Here is an 18,300-nt window from a genome sequence, read left to right as displayed (position 1 = left end):
AACGTGATCATGACGTCACCAGGTCGCGGTATCCATGACCTTGTCGTCCCACGGCAAGTCGCGCCGGTTTCCGCCGGTCAGCGGGCCGACGGTGAGGCGTCCACCGCCCTGGATCATGAGCTGGCCGTTCCGGACGGACAGCCGGCCGGCGCCCTTGAAGCGGTCGAGGATCCTGCCGTCGTCGGCCAGCCGCAGGATCCCGCCGGGGACGCCGACGAGGATCCCGTCGCCGGTGATCACCGGTTCGGCCGTGATCTCCTTGAACGTCCTCACCGGGCGGTCGGCGTCCAGGAACCGCAGTTGCTGCTCGGGCAGGCACGAGGCGGTGCTCGACACCGACGGGGGCGGCGGCGTGCAGGGCAGCGAGACGGTGAGGAGCAGCCGTTTCCCGTCGGGCGACCAGGCCAGCCGGCTCACGTCGGCCACCTTCCTGATCGTCTGGCGGCCCGTCCCGACGTCCCGGACGACGACCGAGGGCCCGTCGACGGTCTCGAAGGCGACCTTGGCTCCGTCGCGGGTCATCGCCCAGGCGAGCTTGGCGGTCCCGACGCCCTTCATGGCCTCGACGGGCTCGGGCGTGTAGGCGGGCCCGCGCAGGCGGAAGTAGCGCGGCTCGAAGTCGCCGGTCATGCCCAGCACGTGGAAGCCGTCGTCGGCGGCGGCGATGCGCCGGACGTGCTCGACCTCCGGCAGCCGCAGGTCGTCGCTGACGGCGACCCCGGCCATGTTGTAGACCGTCACCGACTGGTCGTGGTTCTGGACCAGGTAGACCGTCTCCGCATCGGCCGCGCACTGGGAGGTCGCCAGCAGGGTCAGGGCCGCCAGCACCCGCTTCATTCAGGTCACCTCTATAGAGTCGGCCGCGTGCAACGGCTGGTCCTGTTCGACATGGACAACACCCTCATCGATCTCGACGGCGCGTTCGGCGCCTGGGCCGCCGAGTTCGCCGGAACCCACGGCCTGGGCGACGACGGGGTGCGCTGGCTCCTCGATCTGGACATCCCGCACCGGGACCTGATGTTCCGGTGGATCAAGTATCACTTCGACCTCGCCGCGCCCGCAGAGGAACTGTGGGCCGGATACCGCGCCCGGATGCCGTTCCTGGTCGAATGCCGCCCGGAGGTCCTCAGCATGCTGGCCCGGCTGCGGGCGGCCGGCTGGAAGGTCGGGATCGTGGCCAACGGCATGGCCGACAACCAGCTCGGCAAGCTCCGCGCCACCGGCCTCGCCGACGCGGTCGACGGGTTCGCGGTGGCCGGGGTCGAGGGGATCAAGAAGCCCGACGTGGCCCTCTTCGAGATCGCCGCCTCGCGGTGCGGGGCGGCCCTGGCGGGCGGCGGCTGGATGGTCGGCGACAACCCCGTCGCCGACATCGAAGGAGGCCGGGCGGCCGGGCTGCGCACGATCTGGGTGACCCGCGAACCGCACGGCTCCGACGCCGACCACGTGGTCGCGGACGTCCTGGAGTCAGAAGCCCTGATCTCGGGTGACTAGTCTCGGACCTGCAGATTCCACTATGGAAGGAAAGACGTGGAACACCGCACACTTGGCCGGACCGGCCGGGACGTGTCCGTGGTCGGCCTCGGCACCTGGCAGCTCGGCGCCGACTGGGGCGACGTCAGCGAGGACACCGCCTTCGCCGTCCTGGAGACCGCCGTCGAGACGGGCGTCGACTTCTTCGACACCGCCGACGTCTACGGCGACGGCCGCAGCGAGCAGTTCATCGGCCGCTTCATCAAGGACCACCCCGACATCCTGGTGGCGACCAAGATGGGCCGCCGGGTCGAGCAGACCCCGGAGAACTACAACCTCGGCAACTTCCGCGCCTGGAACGACCGGTCGCGGCAGAACCTGGGCGTCGACACCCTCGACCTGGTCCAGCTGCACTGCCCGCCCACTCCGGTCTACTCGAACGACGAGGTCTTCGACGCCCTCGACACCATGGTCGCCGAGGGCCGCATGAAGAACTACGCGGTCAGCGTGGAGACCCGCGAGGAGGCCCTCAAGGCGATCGCCCGTCCGGGCGTGGCGAGCGTGCAGATCATCCTGAACATGCTCCGCCTCGGCCCGCTCGCGGAGGTCCTCCCCGCCGCCAGGGAGGCCGGGGTCGGCATCATCGCCCGGGTCCCGCTGGCGAGCGGTCTCCTCTCCGGCCGGTACGACACCGGCACGACCTTCCCGGAGAACGACCACCGCAACTACAACCGCCACGGCGCGGCCTTCGACGTCGGCGAGACCTTCTCGGGCGTCGACTTCGAGACGGGCCTCGAAGCGGTCCGCCGCCTGGCCCCGCTCGTGCCCGAGGGCGCCACGATGGCCCAGTTCGCGCTCCGCTGGATCATCGACCAGCCGGGTGTGAGCGCTATCATCCCGGGCGCCAGCAACCCGGGCCAGGCCCGCTCCAACAGCGCCGCCGCCGACCTCGCGCCCCTGACGGGCGAGACCCTGGCCGCGGTCAACGAGATCTACGACGAACTGATCGCTCCCCAGATCGGGAACCGCTGGTAGATCCGGCTAACGGCCGAGGCCGGCGTCCCTCGCGCGGATGATGGCCTCGGCCCGGTCGGCCGCCTGGAGTTTGCCCATGACCGCGTACACGTGGTTGCGGACGGTCTTCTGGGAGAGGAACAGGCGGGCGGCGATCTGGGCGTTCGACAGGCCGGCCGCGACCAGGTCGAGCACCTCGCGCTCCCGGGCGGTCAGGGTCAGGAACGTCTCGCCCGAGGTCTCCGGCGGTCGGGGGGCGAGGAAGTCGGCGATGCGGCCGGCCAAGACGGCGCCGAAGACCACGCCTCCCCCGGCGACCGTGGTGATCGCGCGCACGACCTCGTCGGGTTCGGCGCCTTTCAGCAGGTAGCCGCGGGCGCCGGCGCGGAGGGCGTCGAAGATCGTGCCGTCCTCCTCCGACATGGTCAGGACGACCACGCCGGTCTCCGGGCGGTCGGCCAAAACGCGGCGGGTGGCCTCGATGCCGTCCATCTCGGGCATCGAGACGTCCATGACGATCACGTCGGGCTCCTGCTGACGGGCCCGCGTCACCGCTTCCGCGCCGTTCGCGGCGGTGCCGATCACGTCGATCTCGTCGATGCTGCCGAGCAGGGCGGCGAAGCCCTCGCGGAAGACCGGGTGGTCGTCGACGACCAGGACCCTGACGGTCACACCGTCACCTCGTCGCGGGCGGGGAGGCTGGTCAGCACACGGGTTCCTCTCGGCTCCATCGGGGCGACCACGCAGGTGCCGCCGAGTTCGGCGGCGCGTTCGCGCATGGACACCAGGCCCACCCCGGTCGTCGCGGCCGCGCCCAGGCCGACGCCGTCGTCGGTGATCTCGACGGCCAGGACGCCGTCGGCGCGGGTCAGGGTCACGGCGCAGGTCGTCGCGCGGGCGTGGCGGCGGACGTTCGTGATCGCCTCGGCGGCGATCCGGTAGGCCGCCACCTCCACCGCGGCGGGCAGGCCGGTCAGGTCGCCGTGCTCCTCGACGGTCATGGTCAGGTCGGGGGCGAGCTGGCGGATCGCCCCGACCAGGCCGACGTCGTCGAGCGCCGGGGGGCGCAGGCCGTGGACCAGCCGTCTGACCTCGGCGAGCAGGCCGGTGAGCTCCTGGCGGGCCTGGCCGAGGATCTGGTCGGCGTCGTCGCCGGAGCGGCGGGCGGTGATCCTGGCCATGTCGATGCGGGCGGCGACGGCCGCCAGGGTGGGGCCGAGGCCGTCGTGGAGTTCGCGGCGCAGGCGGCGGCGTTCGTCCTCGACGGCCGACACGATCCTCTCCCGGCCGCGCTGCAGCTCCTCGGCCAGGTGGACGGCCCGCGCCGCCGCCGCGGCCTGGCGGATCACGTCGGCGAGCAGCCTCTCGTCGCCCGGCGTCGGGCGGGTGACCCGGGCGGGCAGCACCAGCCGGCCGATGCGTTCACCCCGGTAGGCGATGGGCAGCGCCCGGGTCTCCGCCGGGCGTTCGCCGTCTTCGACCAGGAGCGCGTCGGTGATCTCGACGCCCACGTACGACGACCGGAACGCCCGCCGGACCGTGCGGGCCAGCGTGAGGAGCTGCGCCTCGGAGTCGTCGGTCGCCTCCAGCCTCTCGGCCAGGCCGGAGACCACGTGGTAGGGGTCGTCGCGGTCGCCCACGACCCAGCGGCGGACCAGCCGCCACAGCCGGTGGCGCAGTTGCGCGTACGCGATGGCGACCGCGAACACCGCGATGACCAGGCGTTCGCCGTCGTTCAGTCGGGAGCCGAGGAACTGCCCGGCGCTGCCCAGCACCACCAGGTCGAGCACGAAGGTCAGGGCCAGCAGGAGGGCGTACACGACGGTGCCGCCGAGCAGGCGGTCGACGTCGACCAGGTCGGGCCGGACGATGCCGACCGCGACCGCGGCGGCGGTGAGGACCACCCCGACGGTCAGCCCGGCGGCCGTCCACGAGCCGGGCAGCAGCCGGAAGGTCAGCATGACCATGAGGTCGACCACGCCCGCCCAGACCAGCCAGCGCAGCCGCGTCCGGTCGAGCCCCGCCGACCCGCGATAGCGCCGGACGACCACGACGAACGGCGCGACCAGGCTCAGCGGCACGCAGAGCTGGGCCACGCCGAGCAGGGCCGTCCACACCTCGTCGGGCAGCGGCAGGTGGACCAGGTCGAGGTCGATGGCCCGCAGCGGCGCGGGGATCGGCCCCGATTCCGAGGCGGCCTGGGCGATCTCCGAGGGCGCCGCGATCAGCGTCAGCGGGAGCAGGCTCGTCAGGCCGAGACTGACCAGCGAGACCACCCGCCACCGGCCCGCCGGCAGCCTCCCCTCGGGGAACAGCAGCAGGACGAGCGGCAGCAGCAGCGTGAGCCCCGCGCCGAGCCGCTGGTAGATCAGGAAGGCGGCCGAACCGCCGGGCAGTCCGGCGGAGGTCGAGTAGGCCAGCCACGACGAGGCCAGCCCGTCGAGCGCCCACCACGCGCCGAAGCCGGACATCAGCCACCCGAGGGCGTGGCGCGGGAACCGGCCGAGGACGGCCAGCCCGGCCGCCGCGAGCGCGACCCCGGTCAGCGCGTCGACCGCGCCCGGCTGGAGCTGCAGCAGCACGCGATGGGCCGCCGGGACCCGTACGTCGACGAGGGCCGCGGCGGGCAGGGCGGCCACCGCGACCGCGAAGAGCACCTTCCGCACCAGCAAAGTGTGGCGCAGCAGGTCAGCGAAGTCCCTAGGACTCGTGTCCCATTTGTACTGAGCACCGGAACAGGACGCCACGCCCTGCCGGCCCGGGCCGCCCGATCCGGAGGATCGTCCCCGTTCCCGACAAACGAAGGACCGAGACGATGACGCTCACCGCCACCCCCGTTCAGCCGGACACGACCAACCGCAACCTCGCGCTCGGCCTGTCGACCGGCGCCCTGGTCTGGGCCGCCGCCAGCCTCTTCTACGGCTTCCAGCCGGCCAACGACCTGGGCTGGATGCTCACCGACCTGGGCGGGCTGGTCTTCCAGATCGGCCTGCTGTGCCTGCTGGCCCTCATGATCCGCACCCAGGCGACCGGCACCTCCAGACCGGCCCGGATCATGCTCCAGGTCGAGCGGGTGCTGCTGGTCCCGGCCATGGTCTGGAGCCTGCTGCACGCCGTCCTGCCCGACCAGCGCGACGCCGGCTGGCTGGCGGTCCTCGACGTCTTCTGGCCGCTGTCGATGCTCGGCATGTTCGTCATCGGGATCAAGGTCGCCTTCGCCGGGCGGTGGCGCGGCCTGGCCCGCGTCTGGCCGGTCGTGGCCGAGAGCTGGGCCGTCGTGACGATCCCCGCCATGGGCGTTTTCGGCCCGGAGGTCGGCGACGTCGTCGGCGCGACCCACCTGCTCGTCGGCTACGCCACCCTCGGCCTGATCATCGCCTTCCGGCCGGAGCTCGTCCGTAGCGGAAAGTGAGAGAGGAAAGGGCGCCCCACCACCAGGGGGCGCCCTTTCGCGTCATGACACCGTGAACGAGTCCACGTCGAACAGCGAGCCCGCGCCACCCGTGAAGACCAGGTGGAGCGGCCCGGAGGCCGATCCGGTCAGCGTCGTGGAGACCGTCACGTGGGTGTCCCAGCCGCCCGTCGGGGCGACCGCGACCGACCCGAGCAGCGTTCCGGTCGGCGAGCCCGACCGCACCTGGATGGTGCCGCCGGCCCCGGCCGACGACACCCGGGCGCTGAAGTTGCGCAGGCCCGAGGTGTTCACCCCGGAGTAGGCCGTCCAGTCGCCGTTGTCGATGTAGCCGACCGAGTAGCCGCCCTGGGCGTTCGGGTGGTCGGCCTGCTGCACGCCGCTCATCGACGTCCAGGCCTCACCCTGGACGGTCTGCGGCTGCGGGCCGCTTCCGGTGGTCGAGACCGTGATGGTGTCGACGTCGAGCAGGCTGCCGGAGCCGCCGGAGAAGACCAGGTGGAGCGGGCCGGAGCCCGATCCGGTCAGCGTCGTCGACACCGTCGTGAACGTGTCCCAGCTCCCGGTGGGCGCGACGGCCACCGACCCGAGCACGGTCCCGGTCGGCGACCCGGCCCTGACCGTGATCGTCCCGCCGGGGCCGCCCGAGGAGACCCGGGCGCTGAAGGTGCGCAGGCCCGAGGTGCTGACCTGCGAGTAGGCCGCCCAGTCGCCGTTGTCGATGTAGCCGACGGTCTGGCCGCCGCTGGCGGTGGCGTGCCCGGCGGGCTGGACGCCCGACTGCGAGGTGAACGCCTCGCCCTCGACGGTCTGGCTGGTGCCGCCGCCGGTGGTGGTGAAGCTGATCGTGTACGTCTTCCCGGCGGTCGCGTTCCAGCTCAGCGTGTCACCGGTCCGGGTGGCGGCGACGGTCGCGCCGGTCTCGTCCTTGACCGAGTAGGTCCCCGTGGCGGCGGCGGTGCGGACCTTGATCGGGGCGGTCCGGGCGGTCCGCAGGGTGATCGTCTCGGCCGCGCCCGACTTCCACGTCGTGTCGACGGTGACGTCGCCGCGCGCCTTGAGGCCCGTCACCGAGCCGTTGGCCCAGGTGGAGGGCAGGGCGGGCAGGACGTGGACGGTGTCGTGCTGGCTCTGCACGAGCATCTCGGCGACGCCGGAGGTCGCGCCGAAGTTGCCGTCGATCTGGAACGGCGGGTGGGTGTCCCACAGGTTGTCGAGGGTGGACGACTTGAGCTGCTCCGACAGGAGCTTGTGGGCGCGGTTGCCGTCGAGGAGACGCGCCCAGAAGTTGATCTTCCAGGCCTTCGACCAGCCGGTGCCGCCGTCGCCGCGCGCGTTCAGCGAGACGCGGGCGGCGTTGGCCTCGGCCGTGCCCGGGAGGATCTGATTGCCGGGGTGCAGCGCGAACAGGTGGGACACGTGGCGGTGGGTGTCGGTCTGGGAGTCCCAGTCGGTCTTCCACTCCTGGAGCTGGCCCCAGCGGCCGATGCGCAGGCCCGGGTCGAGGCGCGACAGCGCGGTGGTCAGCTCGTTCTGGAGCGAGGCGTCGACGTTCAGCGTCCGGGCGGCGGCCAGGGCGTTGGTGAAGACCTCGCGCACGATCTGCTGCGACATCGACGCGCCGGCCGAGAAGTCGCCGTTCTCCGGCGAGTACGACGGCGAGACCACCAGGCGGTTGTCGCGCGGGTCGGTGTGCAGGAAGTCGAGCCAGAACTCGGCCGCGCCCTTGATCGCCGGGTAGGCGGTGTCGCGCAGGTAGGTGACGTCGCCGTTGAAGCGGTAGCTGTCGTAGAGGTGCTGGGTCGTCCAGGCGGCGGCCTCGGGGAACCAGAACGACTGCGGGTAGTTGTGCACGCCGGTGAAGCCGTAGGGGTTGGTCTCGTTGTTGACGACCCAGCCCCGGGCGCCGTACATGTTCTGGGCGGTGACCCGGCCGGGGGCGACCATCGAGTTCACGTAGCGGTCGTAGGGCCTGGTGGTCTCGCGGAGGTTGGTCTGCTCGGCGGGCCAGTAGTTCATCTGCAGGTTGATGTTGACGTGGTAGTCGGCGTCCCATGGCGGGTTCACCACGTTGTTCCACACGCCCTGCAGGTTGGCCGGGAGGATGTCGTTCTCCCGCGAGGAGGAGATGAGCAGGTAGCGGCCGTACGCGAAGAACATCGCCTCCAGCGCCCGGTCCTGCGCGGCCGAACCGCCGGTGTAGTTGGCCCGCAGCGTGTTCGTCGGCACGGTCGGGTTGCTCTGGCCGATGTTCAGCTTCACCCGGTCGAACAGGTTCTTGTAGTCGGCCAGGTGGGCGGCCTTCAGCTCGTCCCAGCTCTTGGCGGCGGCGGTCGTCACCCGCGAGGTGACCCCGGCGGCCGGGTCGGCGCCCCGGTAGGTCGGGTAGACGTCGGAGTAGCTGGTGCCGGCCGACAGGACCAGCAGCACGCTGTTGGCGCCGGTGACGGTGACACGGTCACCGGCGTCCGTACGGGTGCCGCCCTGGTTGACGACCTGGACCTGGGCCTCGAACTTGAGCCCGTTGTTGGCCAGCGCGCCCTTGATGGTGAGCCGGCCGTTCGAGGCGGTGATCGTCTTGTCGTTGCGCGGCGAGGTGTGCCGCAGCGTGAACGACACCCGGCCGGTCTGGTTGGCCGAGATGCGGGCCACGATCACGTTGCCGGGGTTGCTGGCGAAGTACTCGCGGGTGTACTCGACGCCGCCCGCCGTGTAGCCCACCCGGGCGATGGCCTCGCGGAGGCTGAGCTCGCGGCGGTATTCGCTGGTGCTCGTCGGCGGGTTGGCGAAGTCGAGGAACAGGTCGCCGAAGGTCTGGTAGGAGCCGAAGTTCGTCTTGCCCTGGCCGAGAGCGTTGGCCACGGTCTGCGGGGTGATCCGGCCCTGCTGGTCGATCTGCGCCTGGATGTTGTCGATGGCCCCCGGTCGGGGGGAGGTCCAGTTGCCGTGGTTGTAGCCGCCCTGCGCGCCGGGGCCGCCGGTCCACAGCGTCTTCTCGTTGAACTGGATCTGCTCGGAGGCGACGCCGCCGAACAGCTTGGCGCCCAGCGGGCCGTTGCCGATCGGGAGGGCCTGGGTCTCCCAGTCGGTGGCCGGGGAGTTGTACCAGAGGGTCAGGTCGTCGGTGGGCGGCAGGGCCAGCGCGGACGCCTGCGTCTGGGTGATCGCGGTCATACCGGCCACCATGGCGAACACCGCCAATCCGGCGATGCATAATCTTCGGCGCACGGAATCCTCCGGTCAGGGTGAGGGGGTAGTCAAGGAAATAGCACCGAAATACCCGCGAAACAAGAGTTGGCATCCGATGTTTCCGTGCCGACAACCCCCCAAAACCCTGTATTGCCCCCCTTAGTCGATCAACAGATCGGATGTATTTCGAGTAGTTGGGATGGCCTCACATCCCGACGCCCATCCGTACGCCGACCTTGATCCCCCGCAGCGCCGTCTCCTTGGCCAGCACGGCCGGGCCCTTGGCGAAGAACGTCCGGGCGGGGCTGTCGTCGGCGTGGGTGATCTGCAGCAGCGCGTCCTTGCGGCCGAGGCTGATGCAGATGCCCAGGTAGCGGAACTCGTGCGGCCGGAGCGGGCGGCCCTCGATGAGGCGGATCAGGTTGTCGGCCGCGCGGGCGCCCTGCGGGATGGCGGTCTGGCAGGCGAACCGCGCCCCGGGCACGTCCGCGCAGTCGCCGGCGGCGAAGATCCGGGGATCGTCGACGCTGCGCAGGTAGTCGTCGACGGCGATCCGGCCCTCCTCGTTGACGGTGAAGCCGCTGCGCGCCGCGAGGTCGCTGGTGCCCGACACGATCGCCCACAGGGTCAGACCCGACTCCAGCTCCCGGCCCGAGCCGACCCGGACGAACCCGTCGCCCGCCGCCGTCAGGGTGTCCTCGACGACCTCCACCTTCAGCCCGGCCAGCGCGGCGAGCACCCGCCGCCGCACCTGCGGGCCGAAGGCCTCTCCGATCCGCGCGCCGATGAGCCTGACCCGCAGGTCGGGGCGGGCCGCCGCGACCTCCGAGGCCGTCTCCAGGCCGGTCGGGCCGCCGCCGACGACGGTGACCCAGGCCCCCGGGCCGAGCGCCGCGAGGCGGGCCCGCCCCTGTTCGGCCCCCTCCCAGGTGCCCACCGCGACCGTGCCCGGCATCGGCGTGACCGAGCTGCCGACGGCCAGCACGGCGTGGTCGAAGCCGAGCGAGTCGCCGTCGTCGAGCGTGACGACCCCGTCGCCGATCTTGTCCACGGCCCCGACCCGCACCGTGACGCCCTTCCGCATCATCGACGTGAGCGGGGTGACGTCGCGGCCGGTGCCCGACAGCGTCTGGTGCAGCCGGGGCCGCTCCACGAAGTGGCCGCGCGGGTTGACCACCGTGACCTCGGCGTCGGTCTTCTTGGCGAGCCGGTTGGCCGCGTAGGTGCCCGCGTATCCGGCTCCGATCACCACGATCTGCATTGCCGTCTCCTTGTCTGGTTGCGTCAGACAGGAGATGCTCCGCAGGACTTCCTTGTGACATGTCACGAAACGACCGGCTCCGGCATCTGATGGATATGACCGATCCCGCGACGGAGACCTTCGTCGCCCACCGCACCCTGCTCTTCACCGTCGCCTACGAGCTGCTCGGCTCGGCCGCCGACGCCGAGGACGTCGTCCAGGAGACGTGGCTCAAGTGGACCGGCGTGGACCTCTCGGCGGTCCGCGACCAGCGCGCCTACCTGGTCACCATCGCCACCCGGCAGGCGCTCGGGCGGCTGCGCGTCCTGGGCCGCCGCAAGGAGACCTATTTCGGCCCGTGGCTGCCCGAGCCCCTGCTGACCGCCCCCGACGTCGCGGAGGACGTCGAACTGGCCGACAGCCTGTCGACGGCGATGCTGCTGGTCCTGGAGACCCTCACCCCGACGGAGCGGGCCGTCTTCGTCCTCCGCGAGGTCTTCGATTTCGAGTACGCCGAGGTCGCCGAGGCCGTCGGCAAGTCCCAGGCGGCGGTGCGGCAGATCGCCCACCGCGCCCGGGGCCACGTGGCCGCCCGCCGCCCGCGCGGCACCCCCTCGCAGCAGCAGACCAGAGACGCGATGGCCGCCTTCCGGCACGCGATCGAGACCGGGAACCCGCAGGGCCTGCTCGACCTGCTGGCCCCCGACGTGGTGCTGCTCGCCGACGGCGGCGGCAACGTCCAGGCCATGCACCGGCCCCTCGTGGGGGCCGAGAAGATGGTCCGCTTCTACGAGGGCATCCTGCGCGCGTTCGGCGCGGTCATGACGCTGGAGACGACCGAGGCCAACGGCTGCCCGGCCTTCCTCGCCTACCTCGACGGCGTCCTCGACGGCCTGATGACGATGCGCGTCGAAGACGGCCTGATCACCGAGGTCTACTACGTCAGGAACCCGGAGAAGCTGTCCCGCCTGACCGAGGAGACGCCGCTGAGCACGCGGTGAGCAGTTCCTCCCACTGGGGGCCGATCGCGCTCATGTCGTATTCCTTGGCCGTGACCAGGCCGTTCTCGGCCAGGTGGGTGCGCAGGTCGGGGTCGGCGATGAGGCGGCCGATGGCGTCGGCCATCGCGTGGATCTTGCCGGCCGGGACGAGCAGGCCGTTGTGCCCGTCGGTGATGATCTCGGCCGGGCCCGTCGGGCAGTCGTAGGCGACGACCGGGACGCCGACGCTCATGGCCTCCAGGATGGTCATCGGCATGCCCTCGCGGCGGCTGCTGAGCACGTTGATCGACGCCTCGGCCAGCACCGCGCCGACGTCGGTGGCCGGGCCCATGAGGCGCACGCAGCCGGTCAGCTCCTTCTTCTCGATCGACGCCTGGAGCTTGTCGTGGCGGGCGCCCGAGCCGTAGATGCGCAGCTCCCAGTCGGGGTGGACGCGGTGGACGTGGGCCCAGGCGCGGATCAGCAGGTCGTAGCCCTTCACGTGGGCGAGCCGGCCGATCGCCACCACGACGGGCGCGGTGCGGTGCGCCGTCGCGCCGTTCAGCTTCGGGACCGCGTTCGGGATCCTGACCAGGTGGGCCGGGCGCTTCTTCTTCAGTGCCTTCTCGTACGACCGCAGGTCGGTCTCGGTGAGCGTGGCCACGGCGGTCAGGCGGCCGTAGCGGCGGGCGATCTGCTTCTGGGTCTCCTCCCCGTGCGACGGGAGGTTCGCGTGCTCCTGGCCGATGGTGATCACCTCGGGTCCGGCGAACCGGGCGATCAGCAGGTTCAGGGCCGGGCGGGTGCCGATGAGGACGCCACCGCGCCGCTTGCGGATGTAGCGCGCCAGCGCGAGGTCGGTTTTCAGGGTGTACCAGTGGGCGGCGGCCTCGTCGGGCGGCGTCAGGCGGCTGCGGAAGCGGTTGAGGAGTCCTTTTCTGCCGTTCACGCGATCATCGAGATAGGTGATCCGCACGCCGGGCGGCGGTTCGAAGAAGAAATCCGGGAGTTCGCGGACGACGCTGACGATCTCGACGTCATGGCGTTCGGCCAGGTGGGCGGCCAGGTTGAAGACGGTTCTGATGGTGCCGCCCAATCCGTAGGCGTGAAGCAGGAGAATGCGGATCTCGCGCGTGTCGGGCGGTGGAGCTTTTCTGGCCCGGCGCTGGTCGCGTTTCTCCAGCAATCGGATGACCGTTCGTCGTAAAGCTCCCGAGATGGTCAACATTTTCCCCTTTGAAATGTGTGATTTCCCCGGTATTAAGACGCGGTGAACACACAATTCGCTTATGTGATCTAGATCACACTCGGCCACCGCGCGATCTCGTCGATGACGTGCGGGGCGAGCGCCGCGGCCTGGCCGCGGATCTCGGGGATGGCCGTGGTCTCGTAGCGGCTGCCTCTCAGCACCGGCCCGAGGGTGACGAGCCGGTCGTCGGCCCGGCCGGTGGCGTCGACGAGACGTCCGCGCGCGTCGGCGTCCACGCCGAGCCCGAGCCGGTCGGCCCGCACCAGGCCGTCGCCCATGAGCCGGGTCAGCAGCGGATCGCGGGCGCAGACCGAGCCGGGCCCGGTGGCGTTGACCACCCACGAGACGGGCAGGTCGCGGTCTTTCAGGTGCACCGTCACGCCGTCGGCGCGGGGCGTGACCCCGTCCACGCAGCCGCTCAGCAGTTTCAGCCGGCCGGACGACCGCAGGCTCTCGATCTTCGCGGCGGTGACGGGCGGGATCCGGTGCCGGTGGATCTCCCAGTAGCGCGCCGCCAGCGCCAGGAACCGGCGCTGCTCCCTCAGCGGGAGCCGCGACCACAGCTCCGGCACCCGGGGCCGCAGCCCGTCGACCACACCCCGCCAGTCGTCGCGTGCGGCCGCCTCGCGCACGGCCCGGAAGAGCACCCGCAGCGTCAGCGGCCCTTCGGGCAGCGTGACCGGGTGGGGGGTCACGGGCCCTTCTGTGTGCACGCGGGGCAGCAGCCCGTGCCGCGACACCGCGTAGACCGTCCGGCCGGGCGCGCGGGTGAGCGTGACGGCCATGTCGACCATGGTCAGGCCGGTCCCGACGACGAGGACGTCGCCGTCGGCGACCCCGTTGAGCGCGCCCACCGCCCAGGGGTCGTTGGTACATCGCTCCTCGGGCAGCCGCAGTCCGGGCGCGGCGTTGCCGGTGGCCAGCACGATCGCGTCGGCGTCGTAGCCCCTCCCGTCGGTGAGCGTCACCCGGTAGGGCCGCCGCGAGACCGCCGCGACGTCGCCGGTGACCCGCTGGACGGTGCGCTCGGGCCCGTCCTGGGCACGCTCCAAAACGTCGCGCAGGTAGTGGCCGTAGGTCTGCCGGGGCAGGAAGGCGCACTCCGGCGCCCTGGCCCAGCGGACGAAGTCGTCCGGGTCGTGCTGGAGAGCGCTCATCTTCGCCGCGGCGGCGTTGAGGAGATGCGCGGGATCGGTGGTGGAGTAGGCCTGACCGAGGCCGTGACGGGCGTACCGGTCGATCAGCACGACCCGCAGGGGGAGACGACGGGCTCGTGCGTTGTGCAGCAGGTGAACGGCGGCCAGGGTGCCACTGGCCCCACCGCCCACGACCACGATGACGGGAGTCATGCCCTCAGGATAGGCAACTTTACCTACCTCTTTTATAGGCAATCTCGTGTTCATGCCGTGGACGAATCACGTTCTCATCAGCGGCAGCACCTCCCGGCCGAGCCGGGCCACGTTCTCCAGGGTCCTGCGATGGTCGCCCGCGCCTTCCACCAGGAGGATCAACCTGGTCAGACCGGTACGCCGGATCGTCTCGCGCAGCACTCCGACGCAGTGCTCCGGCGATCCGACCGGGTGGATACGGCAGAGCAGGTCGACATAGGCGTCGACGTCGCGGGCGGGTCGTGGGCGGCCGTCGACCGGGACGTAACCGGCCAGACCGGGGCGCAGCCAGCGCGGCATCGCCCGCTTGAGCTCGGCGACGGCCTCGTCGGTCGTGTCGGCCACGAACCCGACGGCGGCTCCGATGTGGTCGGCCGGGACTCCGGTGGCGGTCGACGGCGAAACCCCCTCGGCGGCGGAGTGCAGGGTGAGCGTCGCGGCCTTCTCCCCGGCGGCGGAGTGGCGGGCGAGCATCGCGGCCTTCTCCTCGTCGCCGACGTGCAGGCCCAGCAGCATCGGCAGGCCGCGTGCGGCGGCCAGGTCGGCGGTCTGCGCCGAGGTGCAGGCGACGACCGGGCGCAGGCCCGGCGGCGACGGCGTCACGGGGACCTCGCGGAAGCGGAAGAACTCCCCGTCGGCCGACACGCTTTCCCTGGTCAGCGCCGCGCAGAGCAGGTCGAGGGACTCGGCGAAGCCGCGCTCGAAGCGGGGCAGGCCGGTGCCGAAGACCTCCAGGTCGACCCAGGGGCCGCCGCGGCCCACGCCGAGTTCGAAGCGGCCGCCCGAGGCGTGGTGCAGGATCGCGGCCTCCTCGGCGAGGGCGACCGGGTGGCGGGTGGACAGCACGCTCACGGCCGTCCCGACGCGGATCCGCGACGTGCGGCCCAGGGCCACCCCCGCCAGCGTGACGGCTGAGGGAATCACGCCATAGGACATGAAGTGGTGTTCGGCGAGCCAGGCGTCGTCGAAGCCGGCCCGTTCGGCGGCGACGACGGTCTCGACGGTGTTCCGCAGCACCTCGCCGGAGGTCTGGCCGGGGAACAGCGCGCCGACCAGGAAGATCCCGATGCGGATCAGCGGCGTCTCCTTGTCAGTAGTCGCGGCGCCCACCAGTTCGCCTGCCCGGCCAGGGCCATCGCGGCGGGCAGCAGCACCCCTCTGATGATCGTCGCGTCGACCACTACCGCGAGGGCCATGCCCACGCCGAGCATCTGCAGGAAGACGACGCCGGAGGTGGCGTACACGGCGAAGGAGGCCGCCAGGATCGCGGCCGCCGCGGTGACGAGCGGCGCGCTCCGCGCGATTCCGTTCGGTACGGAGCTCACGACGTCACCGGTGCGGTCGTACTCCTCCTTGATGCGGGAGAGCAGGAAGACCTCGTAGTCCATGGACAGGGCGTAGGCGACGCAGAACATCAGGATCGGGATGCTGGGCTCGATGCTGCCCGTTCTGTCCTGGAAGAGGAAGACCAGCGCGCCGAACATGACCGACAGGCTGAGCAGGTTCAGCACCGCCGCCTTCAGCGGGGCCACGACGCTGCCGCTCATCACGAACAGCACCACGCACGTGACCAGCACGATCAGCCCGGCGACCAGCGGCAGGCGGCCCACGACGCCGTCGCGGTAGTCGGCCAGCTCGGCCGGGTAGCCGCCGACCACTACGCCGACCGGCGCGGGCAGCGCCCTGACGTCGGCGACCAGGTCGAGCCGGTCGCCGGAGGCCACGACCGAGAGCCACGTCCCGCCCCCGGCCGCGAACCGGGTGCCCGCAGGGGGCCCGACCGGCCGGCCGTCGGCGAACGACCCGGCCGCCGAGTCGACCCGCGCGACGCCGTCGATCCGGGACAGCTCCGCCGCGTAGGACGCCGGGAGGTTTTCCCTGGCCGCCACGACCTGGACGGCGTCCGCCTCCTCCACCGGGAACCCGGCTCTGACCTGGTCGTAGAGCTGACGGGCGGGAGCCGATTCGGGCAGCACGCGGTCGTCGGGGAGGCCGAACCTGATGCCGAGGAACGGCGAGCCGAGCAGCAACACGAGCGCCAGCGCCGCCCCGCCCAGCAGCAGCGGCCGGCGCATGACCCGGGTGGCCACCTCTCCCCAGAAGACCGGGGCCGGGGCCGGACGACGCCGGGTGACCCGGTGGCCCAGCAGCCGCAGGGCGGCGGGCAGCAGCACCGTCGCACTGGGCACGGCGGCGACGACGACCGCGAGGCCGGCGTACCCGAACGACCGGAGGAACGGGAACGGGAAGGCGAGCAGGACCGCGAGCGCGGCGGCGACGGTGACGCCGCTGAACACCACGGTCCGCCCGGCGGTCCGGACGGTCCGGGCGACCGCCTCGTCGACCGCCGCGCCCCGGCCGAGTTCCTCGCGGAAGCGGAAGACGACGAACAGGCCGTAGTCGACGCCGAGGCCGACGCCCATGACGAGGGCGAGGTTGGCGGCGAACGTGGAGACGTCGGTGAAGAGGGTCACCGCGCGGATCAGCGCGAGCGAACCGGCCACGGCGGCGACGCCGACGGCGAGGGTGACCAGGGCGGCGGCGAACCGGCGGTAGACCAGCCAGAGCAGCAGCAGGACCATCGGCAGCACGACCAGCTCCGCGCGCAGGAAGTCGGTCCTGGCCTGCTCCATGACCTGCCGGAACACCTCGTCGCCGCCGCCGACCTCGACCCTGACCAGCGGGCCGTCGCGGGTGAACTCCGGTGTGAGCGCCGGCAGGACGGTCCGTCTGACCGCGTCGGCGTCGCCCGGGATCCAGGCCAGCACGAGGGCCTGCCGGGCGTCCTGGCTGCGCAGGGTGGCCGAACCACGTGTCCAGTACGACCAGGCGTCCCCGCTGCGGGCGGCGAGTTCGCGGGTCAGCTCGCGGCCCGCCTCGGCGACCTCGGGGTCGTCGACGGTGCCCTCTTTGGCCGTGACGAGGAGGGCGAGGTTGGGGCTGCCGGTGCCGAACTGCGCGGCGAGAGTCTCCTTGGCCCGCATCGACTCCGAGCCGGGGGCCTCGAAGCGGCTGAGCGAGAGGGCGTTGAGCGTTCCGGCGGCGACGGCCCCGGCGGCGAGCGTGATCAGGAGGCCCAGGACGAGCACCCAGCTGGCTCCGCGCACGACGAATCGATCCCCTTGATAGGATTTTTGCGAGCAAACGCTCGCGTTTGAACAATACGAGCGGTCGCTCGCATTTTCAAGGGAGATCGTGATGGAGCGACGCCGGCAGGCGCGCGGTGAGCGGCGGATGGCCGAGATCCTCGACGCGGCGGCCGACGCCTTCGCCGAACTGGGCTACGAGAAGGCGTCCACGAACGCCATCGCCGCGCGGGCCGGGATCTCCCCCGGCTCGCTCTACCAGTTCTTCCCGAGCAAGGAGGCGGTGGCCCGCGCGCTGGCCGACCGGTTCGTCGCCGACATGCGGACCGCCCACGCCTCGGCGTTCGGCGGGGCCGACGTCGCCGCGATGGACCTCGGCGAGCTGCTCGACCGGGTGGTCGACCCGCTGGTGGCGTTCAACCTGGCCAACCCGGGGTTCAAGGCGCTGTTCGCCCGGCCCGACATGCCGGCCGCGCTCGCCGAGTCGTCGCAGCCGATCCAGGCGGCGATGCTCGGGCAGGTCGAGTCGATCCTCGGCGCCCGGGTGCCGGGGCTCTCCCCGGACGGCAGGGCGCGCAGCGCGCGGGTGCTGGTCAGGATCTTCCAGGCCATGACGCCGCTGGTGACGGCGGCGCCGGAGGAGGAGCGCCCGGCCGAGATCGCCGAGCTCAAGCGGGTGCTGGGGGGATATCTGACCTCGCTCAGCGCATAGACGCGCCCGTCCGGCGCCGCCACACGAGCACCAGCAGCACGGCCAGCAGGGCGGCGCCCGCGCTCCACGCCACCGGCGCCGACGACCCCTGGGTCTTCATCGCCACCGGCGCCGGGGCGGCCACGGGGGCCGAGTCGGTCGCGCACACCAGCGGCCTCGCCTCACCCGCGCGGGCCGCGCAGGAGACCACCGCCAGCCGCTTCAGTCCGGGGGCCAGCCGTTTCACGTCCATGGTCACGCTGAACGTCACGGTCTCGCCCGCCCTCAGCGGGTGCGTCCAGCGCACCCGGCCGTCGGCCGCCTTCCCCGACGGCGACGACGAGACCAGCGTCAGCCCGGGATCGACCGTCTGGCTGATGTCGAGGGACCTGGCGTCACCGGCGCCCGTGTTGGTCACCGTCGTCGTGTACGTCAGCCGCTGTCCTTGCTTGACCGAGTCGCCGCGGCCTTCGACCGCGATGGTCAGCTGAGCCTTCGGTTTCGCGTGCGCAGCCGGTGCGACGGCCAACAGCACAGCTGTTATTCCCGCGATTTTTCCCCAAAACGCCATGGTCCCC

Annotated in this window: 15 protein-coding genes; 5 read left to right on the top strand and 10 right to left on the bottom strand. The window is 71.8% G+C overall.

The annotated features are described in order from the left end of the window. Positions 1-15: 15 nt before the first annotated feature. On the bottom strand, positions 16-837 hold the full coding sequence (locus FDA94_RS22240; RefSeq protein WP_137249016.1) for a hypothetical protein: 822 nt from the start codon (positions 835-837) through the stop codon (positions 16-18). 27 nt (positions 838-864) lie between these two features. Between FDA94_RS22240 and FDA94_RS22235 the strand changes: the two genes are divergently transcribed. Continuing rightward, on the top strand, positions 865-1,494 hold the full coding sequence (locus FDA94_RS22235) for an HAD family hydrolase (RefSeq protein WP_137249015.1): 630 nt from the start codon (positions 865-867) through the stop codon (positions 1,492-1,494). A 36-nt stretch (positions 1,495-1,530) separates the two neighbouring features. Next, positions 1,531-2,508: an aldo/keto reductase gene (locus FDA94_RS22230; RefSeq protein WP_137249014.1), complete on the top strand. Its 978-nt coding sequence runs from the start codon at positions 1,531-1,533 to the stop codon at positions 2,506-2,508. A gap of 6 nt (positions 2,509-2,514) precedes the next feature. Here FDA94_RS22230 and FDA94_RS22225 read toward each other — a convergent pair whose 3' ends face one another. Next, positions 2,515-3,159 (bottom strand): response regulator, encoded by a 645-nt coding sequence (locus FDA94_RS22225; RefSeq protein WP_137249013.1) that lies wholly within the window; start codon positions 3,157-3,159, stop codon positions 2,515-2,517. Beyond that, the gene (locus FDA94_RS22220; protein ID WP_137249012.1) at positions 3,156-5,153 is read right to left on the bottom strand and encodes a sensor histidine kinase; all 1,998 of its coding nucleotides are present in this window, start codon (positions 5,151-5,153) and stop codon (positions 3,156-3,158) included. The genes FDA94_RS22225 and FDA94_RS22220 overlap by 4 nt, the downstream gene beginning before the upstream one ends. A 149-nt stretch (positions 5,154-5,302) precedes the next feature. Here FDA94_RS22220 and FDA94_RS22215 point away from each other — a divergent pair, with 149 nt between their 5' ends. Continuing rightward, positions 5,303-5,899: a hypothetical protein gene (locus FDA94_RS22215; protein WP_137249011.1), complete on the top strand. Its 597-nt coding sequence runs from the start codon at positions 5,303-5,305 to the stop codon at positions 5,897-5,899. Positions 5,900-5,941: 42 nt separating this feature from the next. On the opposite strand, the gene FDA94_RS22210 is transcribed toward FDA94_RS22215, so the two are convergent. Further along, positions 5,942-9,127 (bottom strand): glycosyl hydrolase family 95 catalytic domain-containing protein, encoded by a 3,186-nt coding sequence (locus FDA94_RS22210; protein ID WP_212735446.1) that lies wholly within the window; start codon positions 9,125-9,127, stop codon positions 5,942-5,944. Positions 9,128-9,293: 166 nt separating this feature from the next. Further along, positions 9,294-10,349 carry an NAD(P)/FAD-dependent oxidoreductase gene (locus tag FDA94_RS22205; protein ID WP_137249010.1) on the bottom strand — a complete coding sequence of 352 codons (1,056 nt, stop codon included), beginning with the start codon at positions 10,347-10,349 and terminating at the stop codon, positions 9,294-9,296. 59 nt (positions 10,350-10,408) lie between these two features. On the opposite strand from FDA94_RS22205, the gene FDA94_RS22200 reads away from it, so the two are divergent. Continuing rightward, entirely contained in the window at positions 10,409-11,329 is a 921-nt protein-coding gene (locus FDA94_RS22200) for an RNA polymerase sigma-70 factor (RefSeq protein WP_137249009.1), read from the top strand. On the opposite strand, the gene FDA94_RS22195 is transcribed toward FDA94_RS22200, so the two are convergent. The 4 genes from FDA94_RS22195 to FDA94_RS22180 form a co-directional block, all read right to left on the bottom strand. Beyond that, entirely contained in the window at positions 11,271-12,494 is a 1,224-nt protein-coding gene (locus tag FDA94_RS22195; protein ID WP_246060087.1) for a glycosyltransferase family 4 protein, read from the bottom strand. The genes FDA94_RS22200 and FDA94_RS22195 overlap by 59 nt on opposite strands. Positions 12,495-12,604: 110 nt before the next feature. Beyond that, positions 12,605-13,906, bottom strand: a complete 1,302-nt coding sequence (locus tag FDA94_RS22190) for an FAD/NAD(P)-binding protein (protein ID WP_170991063.1) — start codon at positions 13,904-13,906, stop codon at positions 12,605-12,607. Between the two features lie 66 nt (positions 13,907-13,972). Further along, the gene (locus FDA94_RS22185; protein WP_137249092.1) at positions 13,973-15,019 is read right to left on the bottom strand and encodes an LLM class flavin-dependent oxidoreductase; all 1,047 of its coding nucleotides are present in this window, start codon (positions 15,017-15,019) and stop codon (positions 13,973-13,975) included. Then, on the bottom strand, positions 15,019-17,052 hold the full coding sequence (locus FDA94_RS22180; protein WP_137249007.1) for an MMPL family transporter: 2,034 nt from the start codon (positions 17,050-17,052) through the stop codon (positions 15,019-15,021). The genes FDA94_RS22185 and FDA94_RS22180 overlap by 1 nt, the downstream gene beginning before the upstream one ends. 91 nt (positions 17,053-17,143) lie before the next feature. On the opposite strand from FDA94_RS22180, the gene FDA94_RS22175 reads away from it, so the two are divergent. Then, on the top strand, positions 17,144-17,743 hold the full coding sequence (locus tag FDA94_RS22175) for a TetR/AcrR family transcriptional regulator (RefSeq protein ID WP_137249006.1): 600 nt from the start codon (positions 17,144-17,146) through the stop codon (positions 17,741-17,743). Here FDA94_RS22175 and FDA94_RS22170 read toward each other — a convergent pair. After that, positions 17,733-18,257, bottom strand: a complete 525-nt coding sequence (locus FDA94_RS22170; RefSeq protein ID WP_170991062.1) for a CARDB domain-containing protein — start codon at positions 18,255-18,257, stop codon at positions 17,733-17,735. The two genes, FDA94_RS22175 and FDA94_RS22170, sit on opposite strands and share 11 nt — an antisense overlap. Positions 18,258-18,300 lie beyond the last annotated feature (43 nt).

The organism is Herbidospora galbida (assembly GCF_005233835.1).
GTDB classification, from domain to species: domain Bacteria; phylum Actinomycetota; class Actinomycetes; order Streptosporangiales; family Streptosporangiaceae; genus Herbidospora; species Herbidospora galbida.
The sequence above is the reverse complement of the archived record's forward strand: the minus strand, read 5'-3'. Positions and strand labels throughout refer to the sequence as shown.